24 protein-coding genes are annotated in these 24,666 nt (G+C 49.8%); 20 read left to right on the forward strand and 4 right to left on the reverse strand.

Annotated elements, in window-relative coordinates; translation table 11 throughout:
• Positions 1-108 precede the first annotated feature (108 nt).
• The 3 genes from V6Z81_02520 to ilvD all read left to right on the forward strand — a co-directional run bounded on the left by V6Z81_02520 (position 109) and on the right by ilvD (position 5,976).
• Entirely contained in the window at positions 109-1,434 is a 1,326-nt protein-coding gene (locus V6Z81_02520) for a TolC family outer membrane protein (GenBank protein MEG9861366.1), read from the forward strand.
• Between the two features lie 120 nt (positions 1,435-1,554).
• Positions 1,555-4,230, forward strand: coding sequence for a valine--tRNA ligase (locus V6Z81_02525; protein ID MEG9861367.1), 2,676 nt, complete (start codon positions 1,555-1,557; stop codon positions 4,228-4,230).
• Positions 4,231-4,251: 21 nt separating this feature from the next.
• Positions 4,252-5,976: a dihydroxy-acid dehydratase gene (ilvD, locus tag V6Z81_02530; GenBank protein MEG9861368.1), complete on the forward strand. Its 1,725-nt coding sequence runs from the start codon at positions 4,252-4,254 to the stop codon at positions 5,974-5,976.
• Positions 5,977-6,016: 40 nt separating this feature from the next.
• Here the strand turns inward: ilvD and xth are convergent, their stop codons facing one another.
• Both xth and erpA read right to left on the reverse strand, forming a co-directional pair.
• Positions 6,017-6,811, reverse strand: coding sequence for an exodeoxyribonuclease III (gene xth / locus V6Z81_02535; protein ID MEG9861369.1), 795 nt, complete (start codon positions 6,809-6,811; stop codon positions 6,017-6,019).
• 9 nt (positions 6,812-6,820) lie between these two features.
• A complete protein-coding gene (erpA, locus tag V6Z81_02540; protein ID MEG9861370.1) occupies positions 6,821-7,165 on the reverse strand; it encodes an iron-sulfur cluster insertion protein ErpA in 345 nt (114 codons plus the stop codon).
• A 138-nt stretch (positions 7,166-7,303) separates the two neighbouring features.
• On the opposite strand from erpA, the gene V6Z81_02545 reads away from it, so the two are divergent.
• The 12 genes from V6Z81_02545 (at position 7,304) to V6Z81_02600 (ending at position 18,549) form a co-directional block, all read left to right on the forward strand.
• Complete coding sequence (locus V6Z81_02545) at positions 7,304-9,079, forward strand: arginine--tRNA ligase (GenBank protein MEG9861371.1); 1,776 nt, start codon at positions 7,304-7,306, stop codon at positions 9,077-9,079.
• A gap of 62 nt (positions 9,080-9,141) precedes the next feature.
• Positions 9,142-9,897 (forward strand): SPOR domain-containing protein, encoded by a 756-nt coding sequence (locus V6Z81_02550; GenBank protein MEG9861372.1) that lies wholly within the window; start codon positions 9,142-9,144, stop codon positions 9,895-9,897.
• A gap of 18 nt (positions 9,898-9,915) precedes the next feature.
• Positions 9,916-10,956 (forward strand): beta-N-acetylhexosaminidase, encoded by a 1,041-nt coding sequence (gene nagZ, locus V6Z81_02555; GenBank protein ID MEG9861373.1) that lies wholly within the window; start codon positions 9,916-9,918, stop codon positions 10,954-10,956.
• 57 nt (positions 10,957-11,013) lie between these two features.
• Entirely contained in the window at positions 11,014-11,880 is an 867-nt protein-coding gene (locus V6Z81_02560; protein ID MEG9861374.1) for a ScpA family protein, read from the forward strand.
• Positions 11,877-12,527: an SMC-Scp complex subunit ScpB gene (gene scpB / locus V6Z81_02565; protein ID MEG9861375.1), complete on the forward strand. Its 651-nt coding sequence runs from the start codon at positions 11,877-11,879 to the stop codon at positions 12,525-12,527. The genes V6Z81_02560 and scpB overlap by 4 nt, the downstream gene beginning before the upstream one ends.
• 28 nt (positions 12,528-12,555) lie before the next feature.
• Positions 12,556-13,614 carry an ABC transporter ATP-binding protein gene (locus V6Z81_02570; protein MEG9861376.1) on the forward strand — a complete coding sequence of 353 codons (1,059 nt, stop codon included), beginning with the start codon at positions 12,556-12,558 and terminating at the stop codon, positions 13,612-13,614.
• A gap of 85 nt (positions 13,615-13,699) precedes the next feature.
• A complete protein-coding gene (gene tatA, locus V6Z81_02575) occupies positions 13,700-13,915 on the forward strand; it encodes a twin-arginine translocase TatA/TatE family subunit (protein MEG9861377.1) in 216 nt (71 codons plus the stop codon).
• Positions 13,916-13,991: 76 nt separating this feature from the next.
• Positions 13,992-14,312: a Sec-independent protein translocase protein TatB gene (gene tatB, locus V6Z81_02580; GenBank protein MEG9861378.1), complete on the forward strand. Its 321-nt coding sequence runs from the start codon at positions 13,992-13,994 to the stop codon at positions 14,310-14,312.
• Positions 14,309-15,148 carry a twin-arginine translocase subunit TatC gene (gene tatC, locus V6Z81_02585; GenBank protein MEG9861379.1) on the forward strand — a complete coding sequence of 280 codons (840 nt, stop codon included), beginning with the start codon at positions 14,309-14,311 and terminating at the stop codon, positions 15,146-15,148. Before tatB ends, tatC begins: the two co-directional genes overlap by 4 nt.
• Positions 15,149-15,210: 62 nt before the next feature.
• Positions 15,211-16,491 carry a serine--tRNA ligase gene (gene serS, locus V6Z81_02590; protein MEG9861380.1) on the forward strand — a complete coding sequence of 427 codons (1,281 nt, stop codon included), beginning with the start codon at positions 15,211-15,213 and terminating at the stop codon, positions 16,489-16,491.
• Complete coding sequence (gene surE, locus V6Z81_02595) at positions 16,488-17,321, forward strand: 5'/3'-nucleotidase SurE (GenBank protein MEG9861381.1); 834 nt, start codon at positions 16,488-16,490, stop codon at positions 17,319-17,321. The genes serS and surE overlap by 4 nt, the downstream gene beginning before the upstream one ends.
• A gap of 178 nt (positions 17,322-17,499) precedes the next feature.
• Positions 17,500-18,549, forward strand: a complete 1,050-nt coding sequence (locus tag V6Z81_02600) for a LysM peptidoglycan-binding domain-containing M23 family metallopeptidase (GenBank protein ID MEG9861382.1) — start codon at positions 17,500-17,502, stop codon at positions 18,547-18,549.
• Positions 18,550-18,553: 4 nt separating this feature from the next.
• Here V6Z81_02600 and V6Z81_02605 read toward each other — a convergent pair whose 3' ends face one another.
• Positions 18,554-19,441 (reverse strand): ATP-binding protein, encoded by an 888-nt coding sequence (locus V6Z81_02605; GenBank protein ID MEG9861383.1) that lies wholly within the window; start codon positions 19,439-19,441, stop codon positions 18,554-18,556.
• A gap of 124 nt (positions 19,442-19,565) precedes the next feature.
• Between V6Z81_02605 and yajC the strand changes: the two genes are divergently transcribed.
• The 5 genes from yajC to V6Z81_02630 all read left to right on the forward strand — a co-directional run bounded on the left by yajC (position 19,566) and on the right by V6Z81_02630 (position 24,020).
• Complete coding sequence (gene yajC, locus V6Z81_02610; GenBank protein ID MEG9861384.1) at positions 19,566-19,907, forward strand: preprotein translocase subunit YajC; 342 nt, start codon at positions 19,566-19,568, stop codon at positions 19,905-19,907.
• A 39-nt stretch (positions 19,908-19,946) separates the two neighbouring features.
• Positions 19,947-21,557, forward strand: a complete 1,611-nt coding sequence (secD, locus tag V6Z81_02615; protein MEG9861385.1) for a protein translocase subunit SecD — start codon at positions 19,947-19,949, stop codon at positions 21,555-21,557.
• Positions 21,558-21,572: 15 nt separating this feature from the next.
• A complete protein-coding gene (secF, locus tag V6Z81_02620) occupies positions 21,573-22,538 on the forward strand; it encodes a protein translocase subunit SecF (GenBank protein ID MEG9861386.1) in 966 nt (321 codons plus the stop codon).
• 72 nt (positions 22,539-22,610) lie between these two features.
• Entirely contained in the window at positions 22,611-23,213 is a 603-nt protein-coding gene (locus V6Z81_02625) for a urate hydroxylase PuuD (GenBank protein ID MEG9861387.1), read from the forward strand.
• A 45-nt stretch (positions 23,214-23,258) separates the two neighbouring features.
• The gene (locus V6Z81_02630; protein ID MEG9861388.1) at positions 23,259-24,020 is read left to right on the forward strand and encodes a squalene/phytoene synthase family protein; all 762 of its coding nucleotides are present in this window, start codon (positions 23,259-23,261) and stop codon (positions 24,018-24,020) included.
• Here V6Z81_02630 and trmFO read toward each other — a convergent pair.
• Positions 24,017-24,666, reverse strand: a 650-nt coding sequence (trmFO, locus tag V6Z81_02635; protein ID MEG9861389.1) for a methylenetetrahydrofolate--tRNA-(uracil(54)-C(5))-methyltransferase (FADH(2)-oxidizing) TrmFO, incomplete at its 5' end; no start/stop codon positions are given. The two genes, V6Z81_02630 and trmFO, sit on opposite strands and share 4 nt — an antisense overlap.

Raw genomic sequence — 24,666 nt, forward strand, 5'->3', positions numbered from 1 at the left:
CTGATTTCGGCAAGATTTTAGTTTCGGGCAGATATTGGTTTTGAGCCGGATGTTAGTTTTAAGATAGTGGAGTTATAAGGATTTGTGAGATATTCAGGTGAGGATCGTATGAAAAAGAACAGTGGCGTTGCCTTGAGGGTTTTTTGTGGCCTTGTAGGCGTAATGATAGCGTTTCCGGCGCAGGCGGATACGCTGGAGGAGGCCCTGTCGGCGGCTTATACAAGCAATCCGGTCTTGTTGGCGGAACTGGCGGCGGCCCGGGCAGCAGATAAGGGTGTATCTGTAGCCTATGCTGGATTTCACCCTGAAATTAGGTCAAGCGGAACTTACGCATGGCAACAAAATGCCATCAAGCGCACGGTGGGGACTTCTGCCTATCAAACTACCAATACTACTCCGCTAGGGGTGACGGGTAGTGTGAGTCAGAATCTGTTTAGCGGATTTCGGACCATCAATGAGGTTAAGCAGGCTAAATCACTGGCGAGAGCGGGTCTTGCTAATCTTTTGAATGTAGAGCAGCAGGTGATGCTGGATGCCGTAACGGCTTATTTTGATGTTTATCAGAATGAGGCGGAGGTCCGGTTGAATCAGGGTCAGGTTGAGGTTTTAACCCGTCAGTTGAAAGCGGCACAGGACCGCTTTGAGGTTGGAGAGGATACAAATACGGGTGTAGCCCAGTCCAATGCACGGCTTGCTTTTGCAAAATCCAGCCTAATCCGGGCAGAAGCCTCGCTGGTGAGCGCCCGGGCGGCCTATGAGAGGGCTATCGGACAAGCTCCGGGCACTCTTGAATTGGGAACTTTACCGGATATACCGGCAACTATAGAGGACGTTCACAAGATTGCTTTGGGTAATAATCCGGCCCTGCAGACGGCACAACATGTTGAGAGGGCTTCCGATATCGGGATTAGCATGGCGAGGGGAGCATTGCTGCCCACGCTGGACGTCACTGCGCGAACCAGTCACGCTTGGGATCGGACTGATTTTACTGAAAGAAATATAGACAATACGCTGACCGTCGAGTTGTCGGTACCCTTATATAACGGTATTGTATATCCGGGTATTGGCCAACTCTCGCAACAAAACGCTCAGGATCGTCTTATGGTTGCCGCCGCGGGACGGCAGGTCATAGAGGGTGTGCAAGGTGCATGGGTTGGGCTGAAATCGGCAGAGGCGCAGATTGCTTCAGACCGGGAACAGGTCACCGCTAATGAAATTGCGCTGGAAGGTGTGCGCCAGGAAGCGCAGGTGGGCTCTCAGACCACGCTGGATGTTCTCAATGCCGCACAGGATTTGCTGAATGCGCGGGTTTCGTTAACCCGTGCCGAGCGCAACCGTTATGTTGCGTATTATTCTTTATTGTCAGTCATGGGTGTTTTAACGGCACGCGATCTTGAACTACCGGTTGAGTATCATGACTCCGCTGATTATTAATACCAATGTTAACAATAAATAGTTTGGTTATAGAAATCTGAAAGATGCCCATAGCGATGGAGCGCCGTAACATCCGGTTTGCCGGCTGGTATTACGGGTTACACGGAAAAATCCCACCCGATGCTTGAAAAAACGTATAATTTTAGCGAGGTAGAGCCACGCCTTTATGAAGTATGGGAGACCTCCGGTGCTTTTCGGTGTGGTGTTCCGGAAAAATTTCAAAGCGGCGCGGAACCCTATTGTATTGTTATTCCTCCGCCCAATGTTACCGGCGCTTTGCATATGGGTCATGCGCTCAATAATACGTTGCAGGATATTCTGGTGCGTTTTGAGCGCATGCGCGGGCGGGACGTCTTGTGGCAACCGGGCATGGACCATGCGGGGATTGCTACCCAGATGGTTGTTGAGCGCCAATTAGCGGCTGAAGGCAATGTAAGCCGACGTGAATTGGGCCGTGAGGCTTTTGTGGATCGCATTTGGCGTTGGAAGGAGGAGTCGGGCGGTCTTATTGTCCGCCAGTTGCGGCGTTTGGGGGTTTCGTGTGATTGGAGCCGGGAGCGTTTTACTCTGGATGAAGGACTATCCAAAGCGGTTGCTAAAGTTTTTGTACAACTTTATCGTGAGGGGTTGATTTATAAGGACAAGCGTCTGGTTAACTGGGATGTGGAGTTAGGCACGGCCATTTCAGACCTTGAGGTGGTCTCCCGCGAGACGGATGGGCATTTGTGGTATGTCCGCTACCCTTTAGAGGGGCGGGAGGGTGAGTTTATCACCATTGCTACGACGAGACCGGAGACGATGCTGGGGGATACGGGTATCGTGGTACATCCGGACGATGAGCGGTATCAGGGCTTGATCGGGGGATATGCGGTGTTGCCTTTGGCGGGGCGCCGGTTGCCGATTATTGATGACACTCATGCAGACCCGGAGCAGGGGTCAGGGGCCGTTAAAATAACGCCTGCCCATGATTTTAATGATTTTGAGGTTGGGCAACGTCACAATTTTGAGTGCCTTAGTATTTTTGATGAGAAGGCATGCGTCAATGAGAATGCGCCGGAAGCCTATCAGGGTATGGACCGCTATGAGGTCCGCAAGAAAATCGTGCAGGATTTAGAGGCGGCAGGATTATTAGACCGCATAGAACCGCATCGTCATATGGTGCCCTACGGCGACAGGTCAAACTCCGTAATTGAACCGTATTTAACGGAGCAATGGTATGTGAATGCAGGGCGTCTGGCGGTTCCTGCCATGGAGGCCGTCAAACAGGGGGATACGATTTTTGTGCCACGTACGTGGGAGAAAACGTACTTTGACTGGCTGGAGAACATTCAACCGTGGTGTATCTCCCGGCAATTATGGTGGGGTCATCAGATCCCGGCATGGTATGGGCCGGATATGCACATTTTTGTCGCTCACGATGAGGTGGAGGCAACGGAGCATGCTACAGAGCACTACGGTAAAGCCGTTACGCTAACCCGTGATGAAGATGTGCTGGATACATGGTTTTCATCTGCCCTGTGGCCTTTTTCTACGTTAGGCTGGCCGGATGAAACGCCTGAACTCAGGCGTTATTACAAGACGGATGTTTTGGTTACGGCTTTTGATATTATATTTTTCTGGGTTTCCCGAATGATGATGATGGGACTGCACTTTATGAAGGAAGTGCCGTTTCACACGGTTTATATTCATTCTCTGGTGCGCGATGAAAATGGGCAGAAAATGTCTAAGTCCAGAGGAAACACCATGGATCCTCTTGAATTTATGGACAAATATGGCGCGGATGCCTTGCGCTTTACCTTGACGGCCATGGCGGCTCAGGGCCGTGAGATTAAACTGTCTGAAGCCCGGGTAGCAGGTTACCGCAATTTTTGTACTAAATTATGGAACGCCGCCCGGTTTTGTGAAATGAACGAGTGCGTGGTGGAGCATGATTTTGACCCTGCCGATTCCACATTGCAGGTAAATCGCTGGATTGCAGGTGAGACGGAGCGCACGGTTCAGACGGTAACACAATCATTGGAAGCGTATCGTTTTAATGAGGCGGCGGCCACTCTTTATTATTTTATCTGGCATGTTTTTTGCGATTGGTATCTGGAGTTTATCAAGCCGCTTTTAAATGAAAGCAGCCAACAGGAGCGTGACGAGACCCGCGCTATGGCGGCGTGGGTATTGGAGAAGATTCTGGTTGTGTTGCATCCGATGATGCCATTCATTACGGAAGAGTTGTATCAGCGCCTTGTGGCAGAGGTCACCGGCAATAAAGAGATGCTGATTAATGCACCGTGGCCGCAGTTTAATAAGACCCTTCAAGATGAGGCAGCAGATGCGGGTATGTCATTTGTGATTGAACTGGTCGCTCAGGTGCGCTCCGTGCGCTCCGAAATGAATGTACCGGCGGGGGCGCGTCTCAATTTGATTATTAAGGAAGCTGGTGCGGACATAAAAAACCGTATAGAGCGCCATAAGGGTATTATTGAGCGTTTGGCGCATCTTGGAGGTATTCATATTGGGGGGGGGGCACAGGCTCTCTCAGGGTCGGCACAGATTGTTTTGGGGGATGCACTTTTTCTGTTACCTTTGGGAGAGACTATTGATGTTGAGGTTGAACTCAAACGTCTGGATAAGAAAATCCAAAAGGCGCAAGGCGATCTTGAGCGGATAGAGAAACGTCTTGGTAATGAAAAATTCGTAGAGCAGGCACCGGCGAGTGTTATTGAAGACAATAAGGAGAAGAAAGAAGCCGCCGCACTGGTGTTAGCCAAACTCCTTGGGGCCCGTCAGCGAATGAGTGAATGACTTTATGCAGGGATGGATAAAATGAACGTTCATAAATTTGATAAATCAAAACTACCCAGCCGTCATGTAACAGAGGGGCCGGAGCGTGCCCCCCATCGCTCTTATTATTATGCTATGGGGTTGACGGAAGAAGAGATCAACCGTCCGTTTGTCGGGGTTGCGAGCTGCTGGAATGAGGCTGCGCCTTGTAATATTGCTCTGATGCGGCAAGCGCAATCAGTTAAGGTGGGCGTGAAGGAATCTTTTGGTACGCCACGGGAGTTTTGCACCATAACGGTAACCGATGGCATTGCTATGGGTCATCAGGGCATGAAGTCCTCACTGGTAAGTCGGGAGGTTATTGCCGATTCCGTAGAGTTGACCATGCGGGGTCATTGTTATGATGCGCTTGTGGGGCTGGCGGGGTGCGATAAATCTCTGCCCGGTATGATGATGGCCATGTTGCGGTTGAATGTGCCCAGTGTGTTTATTTATGGGGGATCTATTTTACCGGGCCAGTTTAAGGGCCGTGATGTAACGGTGCAGGATGTGTTTGAGGCAGTTGGACAACACGCTGCCGGACAGTTGGGGGAGGATGATTTGCGTGAGCTGGAGTGTGTTGCGTGTCCGGGGGCCGGCGCATGTGGGGGGCAGTATACGGCCAATACGATGGCCTGTGTTTCGGAGGCTATAGGTTTGGCATTGCCTCATTCAAGTGGTGCACCGGCGGTTTATGAGAGTCGTGATGCCTATGCAGAGGCGAGCGGACAGGCTGTTATGGCACTTGTGGCCGATAATCTGCGCCCAAGAGATATTGTAACCCGCAAGGCGTTAGAAAATGCGGCGGCGGTGGTAGCCGCAACAGGGGGGTCTACCAATGCAGGGTTGCATTTGCCGGCCATGGCTCATGAGGCGGGGATTGATTTTGACTTAATGGAGGTTGCTGAAATCTTCAAACGCACGCCGTATATCGCTGATTTGAAGCCCGGGGGGCAATATGTAGCCCGTGATATGTATGAAGCGGGCGGGGTGCCAATGTTATTAAAGGTATTGCTGGAGGGTGGTTATCTTCATGGCGATTGTTTGACGGTAACGGGTAAGACATTGGCTGAAAACCTTGAGGGTATAAGTTTTGACCCTGAGCAGAAAGTCATTTATCCGGTATCGGCACCCTTGTCGCCTACAGGCGGTGTTGTGGGGTTGAAAGGCTCTCTTGCGCCGGAGGGGGCGATTGTAAAAGTTGCGGGGATGACATCACTCAGGTTTTCAGGGGCGGCACGGTGTTTTGACTGTGAGGAAGATGCCTTTGCGGCTGTAGAGCGTGGTGAGTATGAGGCTGGGGATGTTTTAGTGGTCCGTTACGAAGGGCCACGTGGGGGTCCGGGTATGAGAGAGATGTTGTCCACCACTTCGGCTCTTTACGGTCAGGGGATGGGAGATAAAGTTGCGTTAATTACGGATGGCCGTTTTTCCGGAGCTACCCGGGGGTTTTGCATAGGTCATGTAGGACCGGAGGCTGCTATGGGGGGGGTTATCGGGTTGTTGCGCAATGGCGATATGATTCATATTGATGCTGGGGAGGGTGTTTTGGATGTTGATTTAGATGAGGCGGAGTTAGAGCGTCGTCGTGAGAGTTGGCAGCCGCCGGAGAGAGGTTATACATCGGGTACATTGTGGAAGTATGCCGAGCAGGTTGGTCCGGCGTACAAGGGTGCGGTGACTCACCCCGGTGGTGCGGTGGAGCGCCAATGCTACGCAGATATTTAAAATGCATCCGGCACTATAGGTAGAAACCGGAAAAGCAAACTTAAGGTCTCAATTCAACGATGACCGGCACGTGATCAGAGGGTTTTTCCCAATCCCGTACTTCCCGGTGAATAATGCATGACGCAAGCGTATCCGTTGCTTGTGGTGAAAGTAACAGATGGTCTATGCGTATGCCATGATTACGCCGCCATGCTCCCCCTTTGTAATCCCAAAAGGTGTAGGCTGGCGCTTCATCATTGCAAGCCCGCAGAGCATCCGTGAAACCAACGTTCAATAAAGATCGAAAACGATCACGGATAGAGGGCAAAAACAGCGCATCAGACTCCCAGGCCGGGGGGTCATAAACATCCCGCTCTTCCGGTATGACGTTATAATCTCCGGCTAAAACAAGAACTTCTTCATACTCCAGCAAATTTAAAGCGTGGGCATGAAATGCCTCCATCCACTCTAACTTGTAGTCATATTTGGGGCCGGGTGCCGGGTTGCCATTGGGCAAATAAAGTGAGGCTACCCGTATCGGAGCCATTCCCGCAGGTGCGATAACGCCTTCTATATAACGGGCCTGCTCGTCCTGTTCATAATCTGGAATTCCCCGTTGGATATCCTCGATGGGAAAACGGGACAATAAAGCGACGCCGTTATATGTTTTTTGTCCGTGGGTGACGACGTTATAACCCAAATCATCAAACGGTTGGTGAGGGAAGTCTTCGTCCGTACATTTGATTTCTTGCAAGCAGACCACATCGGGTTTTTTCTGCTCAAGCCATGTAACTACCTGAGGTAAACGTGCCCGAACCGAGTTCACATTCCATGTCGCGATAGCAATGTTACTCACAAGCTTATATCACAGAGAAAAAGACGTCCCACAGCCACACGACGCTGTTGCCTGAGGATTACGCACTTGAAAGGACGCCCCAATAATATCCTCAACAAAGTCAATCTCAGATCCGGCCATATAATCAAGGGATACGCTGTCTATCAAAACAACCGCACCTTGTTTTTCAATAACATGGTCATCATCCTGACGGGTTTCCTCCAGCGTGAATCCATATTGAAAGCCGGAGCAGCCTCCACCGGAGACCGAAACCCGCAACATGGCATCCCGCTCTTCCGAGGCTAGAATGGTAGCAATCCGCCGGGTGGCAGAATCAGACAGGGTAACAGGGGCGGGAGAAGTCGTAGTATCCATCAGGGCATAATCCTATTTCAGAGACATCTATAATATAGTATCTCTTACCCATCATTATAACCCGTTTTGGTTAAAATTTCATATCGCCTGTCTGGCCTGTTTGAGCTAGACATTATACAGGGGTAGACAACAGGGTCGATGAACGTTTTTGCCGTTTTTGAAAATTACCTCTACGAGGGGTTGGATAGTCTAGTGAAGGATGGCGTATTGCCTGAGAACCTTGACTACACCCGTATTACCGTGGAGCCCCCCCGTAATCCTGACCATGGTGATATTGCGACCAATGTAGCCATGGTGTTGGCAAAACCTGCCGGTCTGAAACCTCGCCATATTGCTGAGGCTTTAGTAGAGGGTCTTAAGGGTCGCGAGATGATCGCGGGCATTGAAATTGCCGGCCCGGGATTTTTGAACATTCGTCTTTCAGAGACATCCTTGCGCGATATTGCTGGTTATGTGTTGAAGGCCAACCGGCGTTTTGCGGCAAATTCTTTCGGAGCGGGGCATAAGGTAAATGTTGAGTATGTTTCCGCTAATCCCACCGGCCCGTTGCATATAGGTCATACACGGGGCGCTATTTTTGGAGACGCACTGGCGAATCTGCTGGCATGGACGGGCCATGAGGTGTGTCGTGAGTATTATATTAATGATGCGGGGGGACAAATAGACACACTTACCCAGTCGGTCTGGTTGCGGTACAGGGAGGCGTTGGGTGAGGATATAGATTCAATGCCGGAGGATAGCTATCCGGGAGATTATCTAAAACCGGTTGGAGCGGCGTTGGCTGATCAATATAAGGATACGTTGCTTAGTAAGCCGGAAGATGAGTGGCAATCTGTGGTGCGGGATGCGGCGGTTGAAGCTATGATGGCGCTTATCAAGGAAGACATGGCTACGCTTGGTGTACACCATGAGGTGTTCTCTTCTGAGCGGTCCATGATTGGAGATGGCAAACTTGAGGCTGCCATTGGCATTCTGCAAGAGAAAGGCTTGCTTTACAGGGGCATCCTGAAGCCACCAAAGGGCAGGGAGTCTGATGAGGAGTCCGGTGAGGAGTGTGCGCCGGAGCCGCAGTTGCTCTTTCGGTCAACCCAATTCGGAGACGATAGAGACCGTGCCGTTCAACGCTCCAACGGGTTGTTTACATATTTTGCGTCTGACATTGCCTATCATCTGGATAAATTCCGGCGAGGATATTGTAACATGATCGGTGTGTGGGGCGCTGACCATAGCGGTTATATTAAGCGGTTACAGGCAATGGTGACGGCCATTACCGATGGCGAGGGGGCGGCTGAAATCAGGATTTGCCAGCTGGTCAGGTTTTTGCGGGATGCGCAACCCGTCAAAATGTCAAAACGGGCCGGAGAGTTTGTAAGCGTACGGGATATCGTCAATGAAGTGGGGGGGGATGCGGTGCGGTTTATGATGTTGTATCGCCGTAACGATGCTCCGCTGGATTTTGATTTTGAGAAGGTTAAGGAGCAGTCGAGAGACAATCCTATTTTTTATGTGCAATACGCCCATGCGCGCATTTGCTCGGTTTTGCGGGTTGCGGTGGAGCCGGAAAATGGTTTAACACTGCAAGAGATAGAACCGGAAGTGCTGGCAGGGGCTGATTTTAAACAAATTTCTGATGAGTTAGAAATGGCTTTACTTAGGCAGGTGGCGGCCTTTCCACGCCTTATTGCCAGTAGCGCCATGACACGGGAGCCTCACAGAGTGGCCTTTTATCTCTATGAATTAGCCTCTACCTTTCATGCTCTCTGGAATAAGGGCAGAGATGATTCTGCTTTGCGCTTTATTAGACAAGATAATAAGCCGCTTACGCTGGCACGTCTCGGGTTGATAACGACAGTTGCCTTTATTCTGGCTGAAGGGTTAGAAATTTTGGGGATTACGCCTGCCCGTGAAATGTGATTTCCTGAACGACAGGGGTGTTATACTATCTGTAGGGCAATAGATTCGTTCAGGAGAAAACCATGACCATGCCAGATGACTTACCGCCTATGAAAAGCGGCTATGACTACGCCAGAGATGCAAAGTCCGAGCAGGGCAAATCGGGTCGGCCTGTCTATTGGCTATCTGCGGCAGTTGTCGTGGTGGTGGTGTTTTTTCTTGGGTTTTATACAGGCCAATCAGGGAGGTTTTCGGACCCGGAGGGTACAGGGCTTCCTGTTATAGAAAGCCGGAATGAGCCGGTTAAAGTAAAGCCGGAAGATCCGGGTGGATTGAAGATTCCTCATCAGGATAAAAAGATATATGAAAGAATTACCGGTGGGGAGGACGCTAGTGGTGCCAGTAAGGATAGCCTTACCGCTTCCCGGATAACGGAAGATATGGAAGAGATGGTTAAGGAGGTGGATGCGGGCAACGGGCCTGTTTCGGCTCCTCCCGTTTCGGCTTCTGTTGCCACACAGGATGCTATTGCGCCGGCAAAGCCAGCCGTAGCGTCTTCAAATAACAAAAAGACACACTACCGGGTGCAGATTAGCTCCTGGAGAAGTGAGTCTGATGCTCAAAAAGCTTTGGCAAAGGCTCTGTCTCAGTATCCGGAAATTAAAGATATGGAAGGCGTGATTCTCAAGGTTAATATTCCTGAGCAAGGTGTTTTTTATCGCGCTCAGTTGCAATCATTTACACACAGTAGCGATAAGGCTTTTGCACAAAGCAAGTGCAATTCTCTCAAAAGGGAAGGTGTAGACTGCTTTGTAGTGTCTTTGTCGTCTGGTTCCTGACTTCCCGGGCGCCGTTTCGTGCCCGAAGCGTTTATTGCCGCCAAAGCATTCATTGCAGGATGTAGGGGTGCGCAACTGACGCACACGGAGCGTGATTTTTTTCGCGAAGCTAATCCATGGGGTTTTATTCTGTTTTCCCGTAATTGTGCGTCTCCTGAGCAGGTTTATTCATTAACACAGGACTTGCAGGATTCTGTTGGACGGAATGCCCCCGTTCTCATAGATCAGGAAGGGGGGCGGGTTGCACGGTTGAAACCTCCGCACTGGTCTTTGTTTCCACCGGCGCAGATCTATGGCACTCTTTATGAGCAAGATCCTGAGCGGGGCATGGAAGCCGTTTATCTTGGTGCACGGCTTATGGCTCATGAACTATGCACGGTGGGGGTGAATGCGAATTGTTGGCCGGTGCTTGACGTGCCGGTTGAGGGGGCTGATCCGGCCATTGGTGATAGGGCTTTTGGAAATAATCCGGATGTTGTAACGGCTCTTGGGCGGTCGGCGGGAGCTGGATTGTTGGAGGGCAGTGTTCTTCCGGTTGTAAAACATATACCTGGTCAGGGGCGGGCACTGAGGGATACTCATAAGTCATCGGCTTGTATTTCAGCCTCGACGGATGAACTTTTACAAACCGATTGGGTGCCATTTCGGGCATTGAATGATTTGCCCATGGCCATGACGGGGCATGTAACGTACGAAGCCATTGATTCAGATAATCCGGCAACATTATCGTCCCTAATTATTGATTCTGTTATTCGGGATCAGATAGGCTTTGATGGTCTTCTTTTGAGTGATGATATCAGCATGAGGGCTTTGTCGGGAGATTCAGCGGAGCGGTCTCTTATGGCCTTAAAGGCCGGGTGCGATGTGGTTGTGCATTGTAACGGCGACTTGCAAGAAATGGCCGCAATTGCGGGCGTTGCGCCGCTTCTTGAGGGGCGGGCGGCGCACCGGGCCGCTCGGGCTCTTGAGCAGGGCACAGAAGTACGAGATATAGAGTCTTCCGCACTAATCAGGCGTTTTGAAACTCTGATGGAAGGTGTATGGGCACCGTCGCCATGACGGAGTGAGGAGATAAGAATCCCATGACCTGAGGGCTTTGTCAGGTTATAACAAGACATGAGTATCAATCAGCCAGAAACGTCAGTGCTGGATGAAGGGCGATTCAGTGATCTGGATCCGGCTCAGGTTCTGGTTCTTACATTAGAGGGTTATGAGGGGCCTCTGGATGCTCTCTTATTTTTAGCGCGAGAGCAAAAGGTTAATCTGGCTAAACTCTCTATGCTGAAACTGGCGGAGCAATATCTGACTTTTATAGAGTCCGCCCGTGACTTATCTATGGAGTTGGCGGGGGATTATCTGGTTATGGCGGCGTGGTTGGCGTATATGAAGTCCCGCTTGTTGCTGCCACCGGATGATGAAGATGAAGAGCCGAGTGGTGAGGAGTTAGCTGCTCAGTTAGCCTTTCGTTTGCGGCGGTTGGAGGCGATGCGTACGGTGTCCGCTCAACTTTTAGCCCGTAATCAAATGGGAGAGAACGTGTTTCCGCGAGGTGCTCCCGAGGGGATTCATATCTTAAAACGGAGTATCTATAGTGCAACCCTTTATGACTTGCTCAAATCTTACTGTGACCATAGGAACAAAAAAGATATACCAACGTGGCAGCCAAAAAAACGGGCTGTGTTGAGTTTAACGCAGGCGCGTAAGCAGCTGGAAGACAGGCTGGGGCTAGTGGTGAGTTGGGAGCGTCTTGAGACCTTTTTGCCGAAGGATTTTCTGGCCATTGGCATGCCTCAGTCAGCACTGGCCAGTACGTTGGGTGCGTCTTTAGATCTGGTTCGGGATGGACGGGCGGAATTGCGTCAACTTGGGGCTTTCGCGCCGCTTTATGTGCGTCCTGCTCAACGTGATTCTACCGCAGAAGAAGAGTCTCCGGTCAGTACAGAAGAGAACTCAACACAGATAGAGAAAACGGATAATGGATGATGGATGAGCATTTGCGGATGATAGAATCTGTGTTGTTTGCAGCGGCGGAGCCTCTTGATGAACAAAGCATAGCAGCCCGATTGCCGAAGGATGCCGATGTACCGGCTTTGCTTGAGACTTTAAGGGAAAATTATGAGAGGAGGGGGGTCAATCTTGTATATGTGGCGAAGAAATGGATGTTTCGGACAGCCCCGGATATGGCTCCTTTGATGGAGCGTGAGAAGATTGTTCGTCGTCGTTTGTCACGTGCGGCTATGGAGACGTTGGCAATTATTGCCTATCATCAATCGGTTACGCGGGCGGATATTGAGAGTATTAGAGGGGTTAGTGTATCACCCGGAACGATGGATACATTGCTGGAGACGGGCTGGGTGCGTATTCGAGGACGGCGGAAGACGCCCGGGCGGCCTGTGGTATATGGCACGACGGAAGCGTTTTTGGTGCATTTTGATTTGGAAGACGTTGCAAGCTTGCCCGGTATGGACGAGTTAAAGGCGGCGGGTTTGTTGGATTCCCGATTGCCGGGTGATTTTCAGATGCCTATGCCCGGTCAGGATGATGATGAAGTGCTTGATCCTTATGAAGATGAGGACGAAGATGGAGATGAAGATGCCGGAGTTGATTTATCGGAGAGCGTGAAGGAGTGACAGAACTCTTAATACCGGCATGGCTCACATGGCTCATTTAGCGCTTAGAAATATATCCCACCGCTACGGGGACATGCTGGCAGTTGATGATGTATCGCTTAGTCTGGAGGGAGGGCATGTTCTTTGCCTTTTAGGGCCATCGGGTGGTGGCAAAACAACGCTGTTGCGCATTGTGGCGGGTCTGGAGCGGCAGACGGCGGGTGAGGTTTTGAGGTACGGGGAGTTGATAGCGGACAGCACATCTCTCTTTGTGCCTCCGGAAAAGCGTAATATGGGGCTGATGTTTCAGGATTATGCTTTATTTCCTCATTTGAATGTGTTTGACAACGTAGCGTTTGGGTTACGGGGATCAGCTGCCGGGGAGAAACGGGAGCGGGTGATGACCATGCTTTCCCATGTGGGCATGACAAATTTTGCGGACGCCTACCCTCACCGCTTGTCCGGTGGTGAACAACAGCGTGTCGCGCTGGCCCGTGCTTTGGCACCTGAGCCGGAGATTATGTTGATGGATGAGCCGTTTTCAGGGCTTGATCGCCGGTTACGCAATGACATTCGTGATGAGACGTTGAAGATGTTGAAATCTGCCGGCGTGACGACGCTTTTGGTCACACATGACCCGGAAGAAGCCATGCGGATGGGGGATTGTATTGCCCTGCTTCATCAGGGGAAATTAATGCAGTTGGGGTCACCGGAAGTTTTATTTAGAACACCTGCCACCGAAGAGGTAGCGGGTTTCTTCTCTGATTTCAATACGTTGAATACTATTGTTAAGGATTCTTGTGTAGAAACCCCTCTGGGAATTCTTAACATAAAAAATTTTTCTGATGGCACAAATCTCACTCTTATGGTGAGGCAAAGTGCTTTACGGCTAGTTTCCACCGATAAAGTGCTGACAAGTCATTATGACATTGAAGTAGAGGTCGTTCACACCCGGTTTTTGGGGGACTATACGCTAGCTGATGTGCGTATTGACGATATAGTGTGGCAAATTTCCTTATCCAGATCCTCAGAGATAAAGGCGGGAGAAAGAGTGCGACTTGCTCTTGATCCGGACGAAATCCTCATGTTTGAGCAAGAAATGGCGTAAAGATAGTCTAATGGCATATGTACGATTGCATGTTTTAAGCAAAATGTGCCATGGTAGTGTCAGAACATGAACCGGAGAAAGAGTGATGGTACCAAGCTGGGCACAGATATTAATCGTTGTGGTTCTGGTTATTCTGCTGTTTGGACGTGGCAAAATATCCGATTTGATGGGTGATCTGGCCAAGGGGATTAAGAGTTTTCGTAAAGGGCTTGCAGACTCTGATATAGAGCAACCCGAGGCCAAGGAGTCATCTAAACTGGCTGAAAAACGTGAGATAGAGTCGGATTCCAGCAACGGATAAATGGTGCGGACAACCGGTTGTTAGGGGTAGTTTGTCGCAATAATGTGGCGACAATTCAATGTAAAGCGAGCCGAGTATGTTTGATATTGGGTGGCTGGAACTTCTAACACTTGCCGTTTTGGCGATTTTAGTGGTGGGGCCGAAGGATTTACCGCGTTTGATGCGGGGTGTGGGGCGGTTTGTGGCCCGTGCCAAAGCTATGGCGCGGCAGTTTCAAGCAGAGTTTGATGATATGGCTCGCGCTACAGACCTTGAGGGTCTGAGCCAGGATGTGAAGGGGTTTGCTCCACCTCCTTTGATTGGTGAAGAGCGCCGTATGGAGTTGCCTCCTAAGGACATGCCATCGGAAGAGCCGGTAATATATAAAAAGAATAATGAGAGCGAGGGCGAGCAATGACATTTACGCCCACACCAACACCCGCCCCGGATGATGAGGATGCCCACCATATAGAGGCTAGCAAAGCACCCTTGTTGGCTCATCTAATAGAGTTGCGTGGCCATGTGTTGTTTTCTCTTATTGTTTTTGTAGTCATGTTTGGGTTGTGTTTTTATTTGGCGCCGCAGATATTCAACATCTTGCTATATCCTTATGAAAGGGCATCTGAGGCGGGAGATTCTCTTCAACTGATTTATACCGCTCCTCAGGAGTTTCTCTTAACTCAGATTCGTCTGGCCCTGTTTGGGGCACTCTTTTTATCTTTTCCGGTTATGGCAGTGCGCCTTTATATGTTTGTGGCACCCGGACTTTATCGTCAGGAACGGCGAGCCTTTTTGCCCTTTTTGGCCGCAACCCCGGTGTTGTTTTTGTTGGGATCGTTGCTGGTTTATTTTGTCATTATGCCTCTGGCTCTGGCTTTTTTTCTGGATATGGAACAAGCGGGTGGGCCTCAGGAGGCGGCCATTACCCTAATGCCCCGGGTCAGCGAATATCTTAGCCTTGCCATGACACTTATTTTTGCTTTTGGACTGTGTTTTCAGCTGCCGGTGTTGTTGACGCTTTTAGCGCGGGTTGGGTTGTTGCAGGCGGATAGCCTGCGGCGGCAACGCAAATATGCCGTTGTTGGTGTTTTTGCGTTGGCGGCAGTTTTAACCCCACCGGATATTATAAGCCAGATTGGTCTTGGCGTTCCTACCCTACTGCTTTATGAACTGTCTATCTTTTGTGTTGCGGCGGTGGAGAGAAAACAGGCGGCGCAGCGTATGGCAGATAATACGGGTGAGCTGGCCTCCTGACGGGTATTATAACTTATTGATCCTTTATGAGCATTGCGTTGCCCTAGTTAAAGAACGGTTTTGTGTTAGATATTAAACACATAGTGGAAAATCCTGAAGCGTTTGATAAGCATATGATCAACCGCAATGTGTTGCCTTGTGCCGGGCGGCTTATTGCCCTTGATGAAGTCCGGCGAAAAATCATTACAGATATAGAAGTGGCCCGCCGGGATCGCAATGAACTCTCAAAGGCGGTGGGACAGGCGAAATCTTCCGGTGATGAGGCAAAGTCGCAAAACCTGATGGAGGAGGTAGGTGCTCTTAAAAAGCGTATTCAGCAGGGTGAAATTGAATTGCGCACTGTCTCTGATGAGTTTGATGGATTGTTGGCGGGTCTGCCTAATATCCCTCTTGAAGATGTACCGGTTGGTGAGGATGAAGAGGCCAATGTTCTTTATCGTCGATCTGGTGAGCCAGACAGGCTAAACATCACCCCTAGGCAGCATTTTGAGTTAGGGGAAGCCTTGGGCTTAATGGACTTTGAGGCGGCGGCTAGACTGTCCGGTGCACGGTTTGTTGTCTTACGGGGGGCGTTAGCACGGATGGAACGGGCGCTGGCCGGTTTTATGTTGGATATTCACACAAATGAGTTTGGCTATGAGGAAGTGTCGCCTCCTTTGTTGGTGCGGGAGGCGTCCATGTTTGGCACGGGCCAACTGCCAAAGTTTCGTGATGACCAGTTTCACACGGAAGATGATTTTTGGTTGTTACCTACAGCCGAAGTAGCTTTGACCAATCTGGTGCGGGAGACAATTATAGCAGAAGAGGCGCTTCCCTTGCGCTATACGGCTGCTACGCCGTGTTTTCGTAAAGAGGCAGGTGCGGCCGGGCGTGATACACGAGGGATGATAAGACAGCATCAATTTACCAAGGTGGAATTGGTGAGCATTACAACACCGGATATGTCTCTTGAAGAACTGGAGCGAATGTTGTCTTGCGCTGAGCAAGTGCTAAAGCGGCTTGGGTTACCGTATCGGGTTATGATTTTGTCCACCGGTGACATGGGCTTTTCCGCATGTAAAACCTACGACGTTGAGGTCTGGATGCCGGGACAAGGGGTGTTCAGAGAGATTTCCAGTTGTTCTTTGTGTGGCGACTTTCAAGCGCGACGCATGCAGGCCCGGTATCGCAAACAAGGCGAAAAAGCACTGGCTCATGTTCACACCTTGAATGGTTCCGGCCTTGCCATAGGACGCACTATGGCGGCTATTCTGGAGAATAACCAGTGTGAGGACGGGAGCATCGCTATTCCCACAGCCCTGCAACCCTATATGGACAACAAAAAAGTGATAAAACCCGTATGACATCCCCACCTAGGATTTTGATTACCAATGATGATGGTATCCATGCACCGGGTTTAGAAGCCCTTAAGACCATAGCGAAGACTCTCAGCCGTGATGTATGGGTTGTAGCCCCTGAAACCGAACAGAGCGGTGCGGCTCACTCGTTGACTCTTTCGTTACCGTTGCGGCTGAGAAAACTAAATCCGCAAATGTTTGCGGTTCAGGGAACACCGACAGATTGTGTGGTGATGGCCGTTCATCACATTATTACGGATAAAATGCCCGACCTCGTACTCTCCGGCGTAAATAGCGGGCAAAATATCGCAGAGCATGTGGTCTATTCCGGTACCATTGCAGGTGCCATGGAGGGAGCTATGCTGGGTATTCCTTCCATAGCTTTGAGTCAGGCCTATGGATTTGAAGGCCACGAAAGAATTCGCTGGGATACGGCTATTCGCCATGGACCCGATATTATTCGCACTTTGATAAAAACCGGCTGGCCAAAAGATATCATTCTGAATATCAATTTTCCTGATACGGCACCCGATAAAGTCACGGACCTTGAGGTAACGCGTCAGGGTAAACGGGATCAGTCCCTGATACGCGTTGAGCCTCGTGAGGATGGTCGGCGGCGCTCTTATTTTTGGATTGGCTTTGAGAGTATTCAAAGTCGTCCGCCTTCAGGGACTGACCTTAAGGCTATCTATGAGGGTCGTATATCTGTGACACCGCTCCACATGAATATGACTCACCAGAGTTCACGGCAGCATCTGGCGCAAGCTCTTGATGGCTTGATTGAAACGCCAAAAGAAAAAAAGCAAAAAGAGAAGAAGTCAGAAAGTAAGAAATAAGAAAAATTCGAAATTGTACTTTGCGATCCTGACCCGGCGTTTAAGTATTATGGTGTGTATAAGTGAGTGGCTTATACATTTGGTTAGAGGGGTTGCTAAGGAAATATTAAGAGGAACCTTAGGGTTAAGTGTAGCAAGATAGGGTGCGAAATATTGCAAAAAATAGCGGAATAAAAGGATGATGATACGGTTTTTTGCGGTGAATTTTGGGTATGTTTTGGCAATAGCTATGGTGGCCATGCTGGCAGCTTGTGGGACAAGCAGCAAAACGCCGTGGTATATAGCTCACGCTGAAGGGCAAAATCGGCAGACGCAGCAAACACTGTTAAATCCGGCAAGGCCGGATGTTTTACCACAGCCCCGTTCTCAACAGTCAAAGGATGTTATTGCCTTGCCTGTAACACAAGCCGGAGCAGGCCAGCAGATAAGCGTGAGCAAAGGCGAAACTTTGTATGGCATTGCGCGGCGAACAGGCACACCGCTACGGGCGCTCATTGATGCTAATAAGCTGAGGCCTCCTTATACGCTGCAGATCGGACATCGTTTGGTGATTCCGGTTATGCAACGCTATCATGTGAAAGGCGGTGATACTCTATACAGCATCTCACGGCGGTATGGGGTGGATATGGCCTCTCTGGCCTCCCTCAATAATCTTAAAGCGCCGTATGGTATTGTACGCGGACAAGTGTTGCGCGTGTCTTCCTCACTTGACGCAAATCAACTAACAACAGATGCTGAATCGCCTGTTGTCGTAAACCCTCAGCCCCAAAGCCCATTTTCCTGGCAGCGTGTTGCTGAGTCAAAACGTACTGGCCAAAATGTCCTAACTCCCCTCTATCGCCCCTCAAAGAAGGGACCCCAATTTGTATGGCCCGTGAAAGGCGGTGTACTATCCGGCTATGGGCCTAAATCTAATGGGCAACGTAATGATGGGGTTAACATCTCAACACCGGAAGGCAGTATCGTTAGAGCTGCTGCTGATGGCGTGGTCGCATATGCAGATGATGGTCTTGCGGGATATGGCAGAATGCTACTCATTCGCCATAAAGGGGGGTGGGTTACGGCATACGCTCACAATGCGGTGTTGTTAGTTAAACGGGGTGACAGGGTTAGACAGGAGCAAGCCATTGCCAGATCAGGACGCACCGGTAATGTCACAATACCGCAGGTTCATTTTCAAATTCGCAAAGGAGGTAATACAATTAATCCGGTTAAACACCTCGGGTAGAGATTTACTTTTGTCCGGGTTGTACCCATGATTTTGACTTAAGGTGTACTCCCTGTGATCCTGCTAGATCCTGTATAAACTGCCAGGCAACCCGTCCGGATCGATCACCCCGCCCGACAGCCCATGCCAAAGATTTTTCTCTTATGTCCGATGTATCTAGTTTGTAACGGTGCGCATAATTATCAATCATGGCAAGATAATCATCCTGATTACAGGAGTGGAATCCTAACCATAAACCGAAACGGTCCGACAATGATATGCTCTCTTCTACTGCTTCAGAGGGGTTGATGGCCGTTGATTGTTCATTTTCTATCATCTCTCTGGGCATCATGTGGCGCCGATTGGACGTAGCGTAAAATACAACATTGTCGGGGCGGCCCTCAAGACCACCCTCCAGAACTGTTTTTAGAGATTTGTAGCTGGTGTCTCCCTTGTCAAAAGATAAATCATCGCAAAAAACAATAAACCGCTGTGATGACGACTGTAGCGTAGTCATTAAACGGGGCAGGCTTTCAATATCTTCACGGTGAATCTCTACCAGAGACAAAATACCATCCTGCTCTTCAACCAGCGCTCCCCACACTGCCTTAACGAGAGAGCTCTTTCCCATACCCCGCGCACCCCATAGTAGAGCATTATTGGCGGGCAAGCCCCTGGCAAATCGCCGCGTGTTGGTTAGGAGTTGCTCAATGGCATAATCAATGCCCTGTAACATATCAATGGCAACACCGTTTACGTGAAAAACCGGCTCCAGAGAGTTTTTATCAGCGTCCCAGATAAAGGCGTTAACCTTGTCAGAGACGATTGAGGGGCCAGTAGGGGTTAAGCGGTGTTCCAGCGCCGTAGCAATACGAGCCAGCAGAGCAGGGATATCTGAGTCTGATTTTGGCATGCTATCAGGCCTTCATTAATACGCACTATAAGAAGCTATACTCTTTAATTAATCCTAACAGGGTTGCCCGTGCGGTCAATCGGCGTTTATAGTCTTCCCCGCACTGATATTCTATGGAGGAAAAATGCTTATTACCCCGGCTTATGCTCAGACTGCTTCAGCAGGCGAAGGTGATTTTTTGATTACCTTGCTACCTTTCGTTGCTGTTTTCGCTATCATTTACTTTTTAATCATACGTCCTCAGCAAAAAAGGGTAAAAGAACATAGAGCCATGGTGGATTCTGTCCGGCGTGGTGATACGGTGGTCACCGCTGGCGGGTTAATTGGTAAAATCCATAAAGTTATGGAAGATAATGAATGTATCGTAGAGGTTGCTGACAATGTTCGGTTACGGGTTGTCAAGAGCACCTTGAGTGATGTTAGAGCACGAACGGAGACAGCGTCTTCTGACGGTAAGTCAGACTAGTCAAATTAACAGACTTTATTGAGGGCAGAGCAGAGCTTCATGTTATATTTTGCACGCTGGAAAATTATTCTAATTATTGTTATCTGCCTTGGGGGCGTTTTGTTTGCCTCACCTAACGTGTTACCGCGTTTTGTGCTGGGGGAGTTTCCGGATTGGATACCTCATCAGCAGGTTAATCTTGGGCTTGACCTGCGGGGTGGTTCTCATTTGTTGTTGGAAGTTGACATGGGCGCTGTCTCTAAGGAGCGTCTGGAGGTTTTGCGTGATGATGTGCGTGTAGCCTTGCGTCAAAACTCTGTTCGTTACCGGGGATTAGCCTCTACGGCGGATGCTGTAGTTGTCACAATTATTGAGCCGGATCGTGTGTCTGCTGCACGGGAGGCTCTTGAGACCCTCATATCTCCTCTACCGGTCTCTCTTTTAAACCCCGTTTCAACGCCGGATATTGAAATTGTTGAAGAGGGACAATCTTTTACAGTACGCCCGAGTACACAGGCAACCTTGCAACGCAATCAGTCAACTCTGGCTCAATCCATTGAGATTGTAAGACGCAGGGTTGATGAACTGGGAACCACGGAGCCAACCATTCAGCGTCAGGGAGCACAGCGTATCCTTGTTCAGGTACCCGGGTTAGATGACCCGGAAAGGCTTAAGGATTTATTGGGGCAGACGGCTAAGATGACGTTTCACTTGGTGAACACACAAGCCGCTCCTGATGCAATTAGAACAGGTCGCGCACCGGCCGGATATGAAATCCTCTATACGGAAGAAGAAGAGGGGGTACCGTCGACGCCTCTTGTTGTTCAAAGACGGGTCATGGTTAGCGGAGAAAATCTTGTAGATGCCCAACCTTCGTTTGACGAATACAATATGCCCGTTGTGACTTTTCGGTTTGATACGGCCGGAGGGCGGCGGTTCGGTGAAATTACCCAGCAAAATGTCGGCAATCCCTTTGCCATTGTTCTGGATGGTAAAGTAATAAGCGCACCGGTTATCCGGGAAGCTATCTTGGGAGGTTCCGGACAGATTAGTGGCAATTTTACGGTGCAATCCGCGAATGATTTGGCAATTTTATTGCGAGCCGGTGCCCTGCCTGCGCCTTTGCACATATTGGAGGAGCGCACGGTGGGGCCGGGGTTAGGAGCTGATTCTGTCCGGGCAGGCAGTATTGCCTCTCTTTTTGGGTTGGTGGGTGTGATTGTGTTCATGTTCCTGAGTTATGGGCGGTTTGGCTTTTATGCCGATGTGTCGTTGTTGGTGAATCTCACTCTGATCTTGGGAGTGTTGTCTTTGTTACAGGCAACTTTAACGCTTCCCGGTATAGCCGGTATTGTCTTGACCATCGGTATGGCTGTGGATGCGAACGTGCTTATTTTTGAGCGCATCCGCGAAGAAATTCGTAGTGGAAAGCCTCCCCTGCGGGCCGTTGATGCCGGATACAGCCGTGCTCTGGGTACTATTTTAGATGCCAATATCACGACTTTAATCGCGGCTCTTGTCTTGTTTCAAATTGGCTCCGGGCCGGTGCGTGGTTTTGCCGTTACTCTGGCCATCGGTATTGTCACGTCTGTATTTACGGCATTCACTCTTACTCGCTTGATGATCACCTGGTGGTTACGCCGCCGGAAACCTCAAGCGTTGGCTATTTAACAGGAAAGTGTTGTCATGATGCGGGTTAAACTTGTTCCCGATCAAACCGCGATTGTCTTTATTCGGTATCGCAGACTGGCCTTTATCGTATCAGGAATGCTCCTGCTGGCTTCTATGGCATTGTTTTTCACCAAAGGTTTGAACTATGGCATTGATTTTCGCGGTGGCACAATGATTGAAATCGGCACCGATGGACCTGCTGATATTGCCGATTTGCGCAATCGGGTTGGAAATTTGGGGTTGGGCGATGTTCAGGTACAACAATTTGGTGAACCGACGGATGTTCTCATTCGGGTTGAAGAGCAAACCGGAGGGGTAGGAGCAGAAGCCATAGGGGCAGATACCGGCGGACAGGGCGGTATTGATGTAGTGGACACGCTTCGTGGGATGTTAGGAGACACAGTCGAATATCGGCGGGTGGAGGTGGTTGGCCCCAAGGTAAGCGGCGAGCTTATTCAATCAGGTGTTATTGCAGTTTTGGTCGCGGTTTTTCTGGTGTTGATTTACATCTGGATTCGTTTTGAATGGCAATTCAGTGTAGGGGCTATTGCAGCGTTGATACATGATGTGGCGTTGACGATTGGCATTTTTTGTTTGCTGCAGTTGGAGTTTAATCTGTCTATTATTGCAGCAATTCTCACTATTGTGGGCTATTCTTTAAATGACACGGTTGTTGTTTATGACCGCATACGGGAGAATTTGCGTAAGTATAAGAAGAAAGATTTGAGTGAATTGATAGATTTGTCTGTCAATCAAACTTTATCACGCACCGTGATGACGTCGGTGACAACTCTCATTGCATTGCTTTCTCTTTATATTCTGGGAGGAGAAGTGATTCGTGGCTTTACTTTTGCCATGATTTGGGGAGTGGTGATCGGGACATACTCTTCGGTTTTTATAGCCTCTCCCATTTTGCTGATGTTAGATATTAAGCGGGATTGGGGGGCTGTTCCCACGCGGACAGGGACTTCGCAATCTTAAATCCGGCTAAAACTGGATTTTAATCTGCTATTGGGGTAAATTAAGCTACGGAAAATAATCGGGGAGATTCTTATGGCTACTCTTCTAACCTCTATTCGTAACACTGTTATCGCGGGCTTTGTTTTGGCCCTTGGTCTTGTTTTTATGTATGCCGGATGGGATGGAGACTTTGGTCATGCCTTTGGCGCTTTTATCTTTCGCTGGTTGCATGTCATCAGTGGCGTTATGTGGATAGGTCTCTTGTGGTATTTCAACTTTGTACAAATACCCAACATGCCCAATATTCCGGATGATCAGAAACCCGCCGTCAGTAAGGTGATAGCACCGGCAGCCTTGTGGTGGTTTCGCTGGGGCGCTATGGCGACCATTGTGACGGGAATTATTCTGGCATTGATGAATGGTTATCTGGTGGATGCTTATACGTTGGGTGCTATGAATGATTTCGTCGTTGAAAAGAATATCACCATTGGTATTGGCATGTGGCTGGGCACTATCATGTGGTTTAATGTATGGTTTGTTATCTGGCCAAACCAAAAGATAGCGCTGGGAATAGTAGACGCTGAGGCGGATGCCAAAGCGGCGGCGGCACGTAAGGCTATGCTGTTTTCACGGACCAATACGTTGCTCTCGATTCCCATGTTATTCGCCATGGTGGCTACGCAAAACCTTTATTAGCAAGGCTGAGTAAATCTCCCGCATTGGGAATAGGCTGTTACCGGTGTGGGTAGTGCTGCCGGATATGTAGCCGGTGAGGTGCGTCGGTTTGATTACGATCGCTATATAGCAGGATTGTTTGCGCCGGGTCCACGGCGGCGGGCTTTATGGGCTTTCTACGGCTTTGTTTTGGAAGTTGGTCGCATACGTCATCGGGTGTCAGAACCTCATGTGGGGGCTATACGTTTTCAGTGGTGGCGGGAGGCCCTTGATGGAGTGGAGCGGAGAAGTGTTGTAAGGCATAACCATCCGGTATTGGATGAGTTGGCGTATGGACTGACATCTCAATGGCTTGAGATTAGAGATTTACAGGAAGTATTGCAGTTATGGCAGCAGGATTTTGATACCTCTCTTGCAGATGATGGATTTTTTAGAGAGAAGGAGGCATGTCTTGGGTGCATGGCGGCATTGGAGTTCAAGGTAGCGGCACGGATTTTGGGGAGCAGCGTAGAGGACGATTTGTTTTGGAGGTCGGTGGGGCTGGCATGGGGGTTAACGCGAGAGTTAAGAGATCAGAGAGAACATTCTGACGTTAAAGGGGGCAATGCGGAAGATATGATTGCGAATGCTCGCCATGCTTTGGGAGGGGTACGGGCAGCTCTTGAGAGTATCCCGACTTCGCTTATGCCATCTCTTTTGCCCTTATCTCTTGTTGAACCGTGGCTGGTGCGTCTTGAAAAGGGACTTGAAGGTGCGCCATGGAAACCTCTTTCGCCTTTGAATCGGCTGTGGCGGATTTTATGGGCTGCCTTACGTGGGCGCTTTTAAAGTTCCTTTATCCAGTTTGTACAAGAGCTCAGGGCACGTGCTGATAGGGCTTCACGTTTTTCCCGGCGATTTGGTTTACGGCGTGTGGTTTTCTCAAGAGTGATGGATGGAAACAGGCCAAAGTTAATGTTCATGGGCTGAAAATCATCTCCGTGAGATTCATGGGTGATATAACGCAGCAAAGCGCCAAGGGCGGCCTCGGTCGGTGGGGGGAGGGGTGCGCGGCCGCGCCGGTCGGCAGCGGTAAACCGGCCTGCCAGAAGACCCGTGGCGGCGCTTTCTACATATCCTTCAACACCGGTAATTTGTCCGGCAAAGCGAATAAAAGGATGAGTTTTAAGGCGCAATACCCCATCAAGAAGTCGGGGGCTGTTAATAAATGTATTACGATGAAGACCACCAAATCGGGCGAAACGTGCCTCCGTTAAACCCGGAATCATGCGAAATATCCGTTGTTGTTCTCCGTGGCGCAATTTGGTTTGAAAGCCCACAATATTATACAAGGTGGCGGCCGCGTTATCCTGGCGCAACTGCATAACCGCATAGGGGTGCTCATCGGGCTTGTGTTGGTTAGTTAAGCCCACCGGTTTCATGGGGCCGTGACGAAGAGTCTCCGGCCCACGGACAGCCATCACTTCAATGGGCA

The sequence above is a fragment of the Parvularculales bacterium genome (assembly GCA_036881865.1).
Classification (GTDB): Bacteria; Pseudomonadota; Alphaproteobacteria; order JAPOUT01; family JBAJNM01; genus JBAJNM01.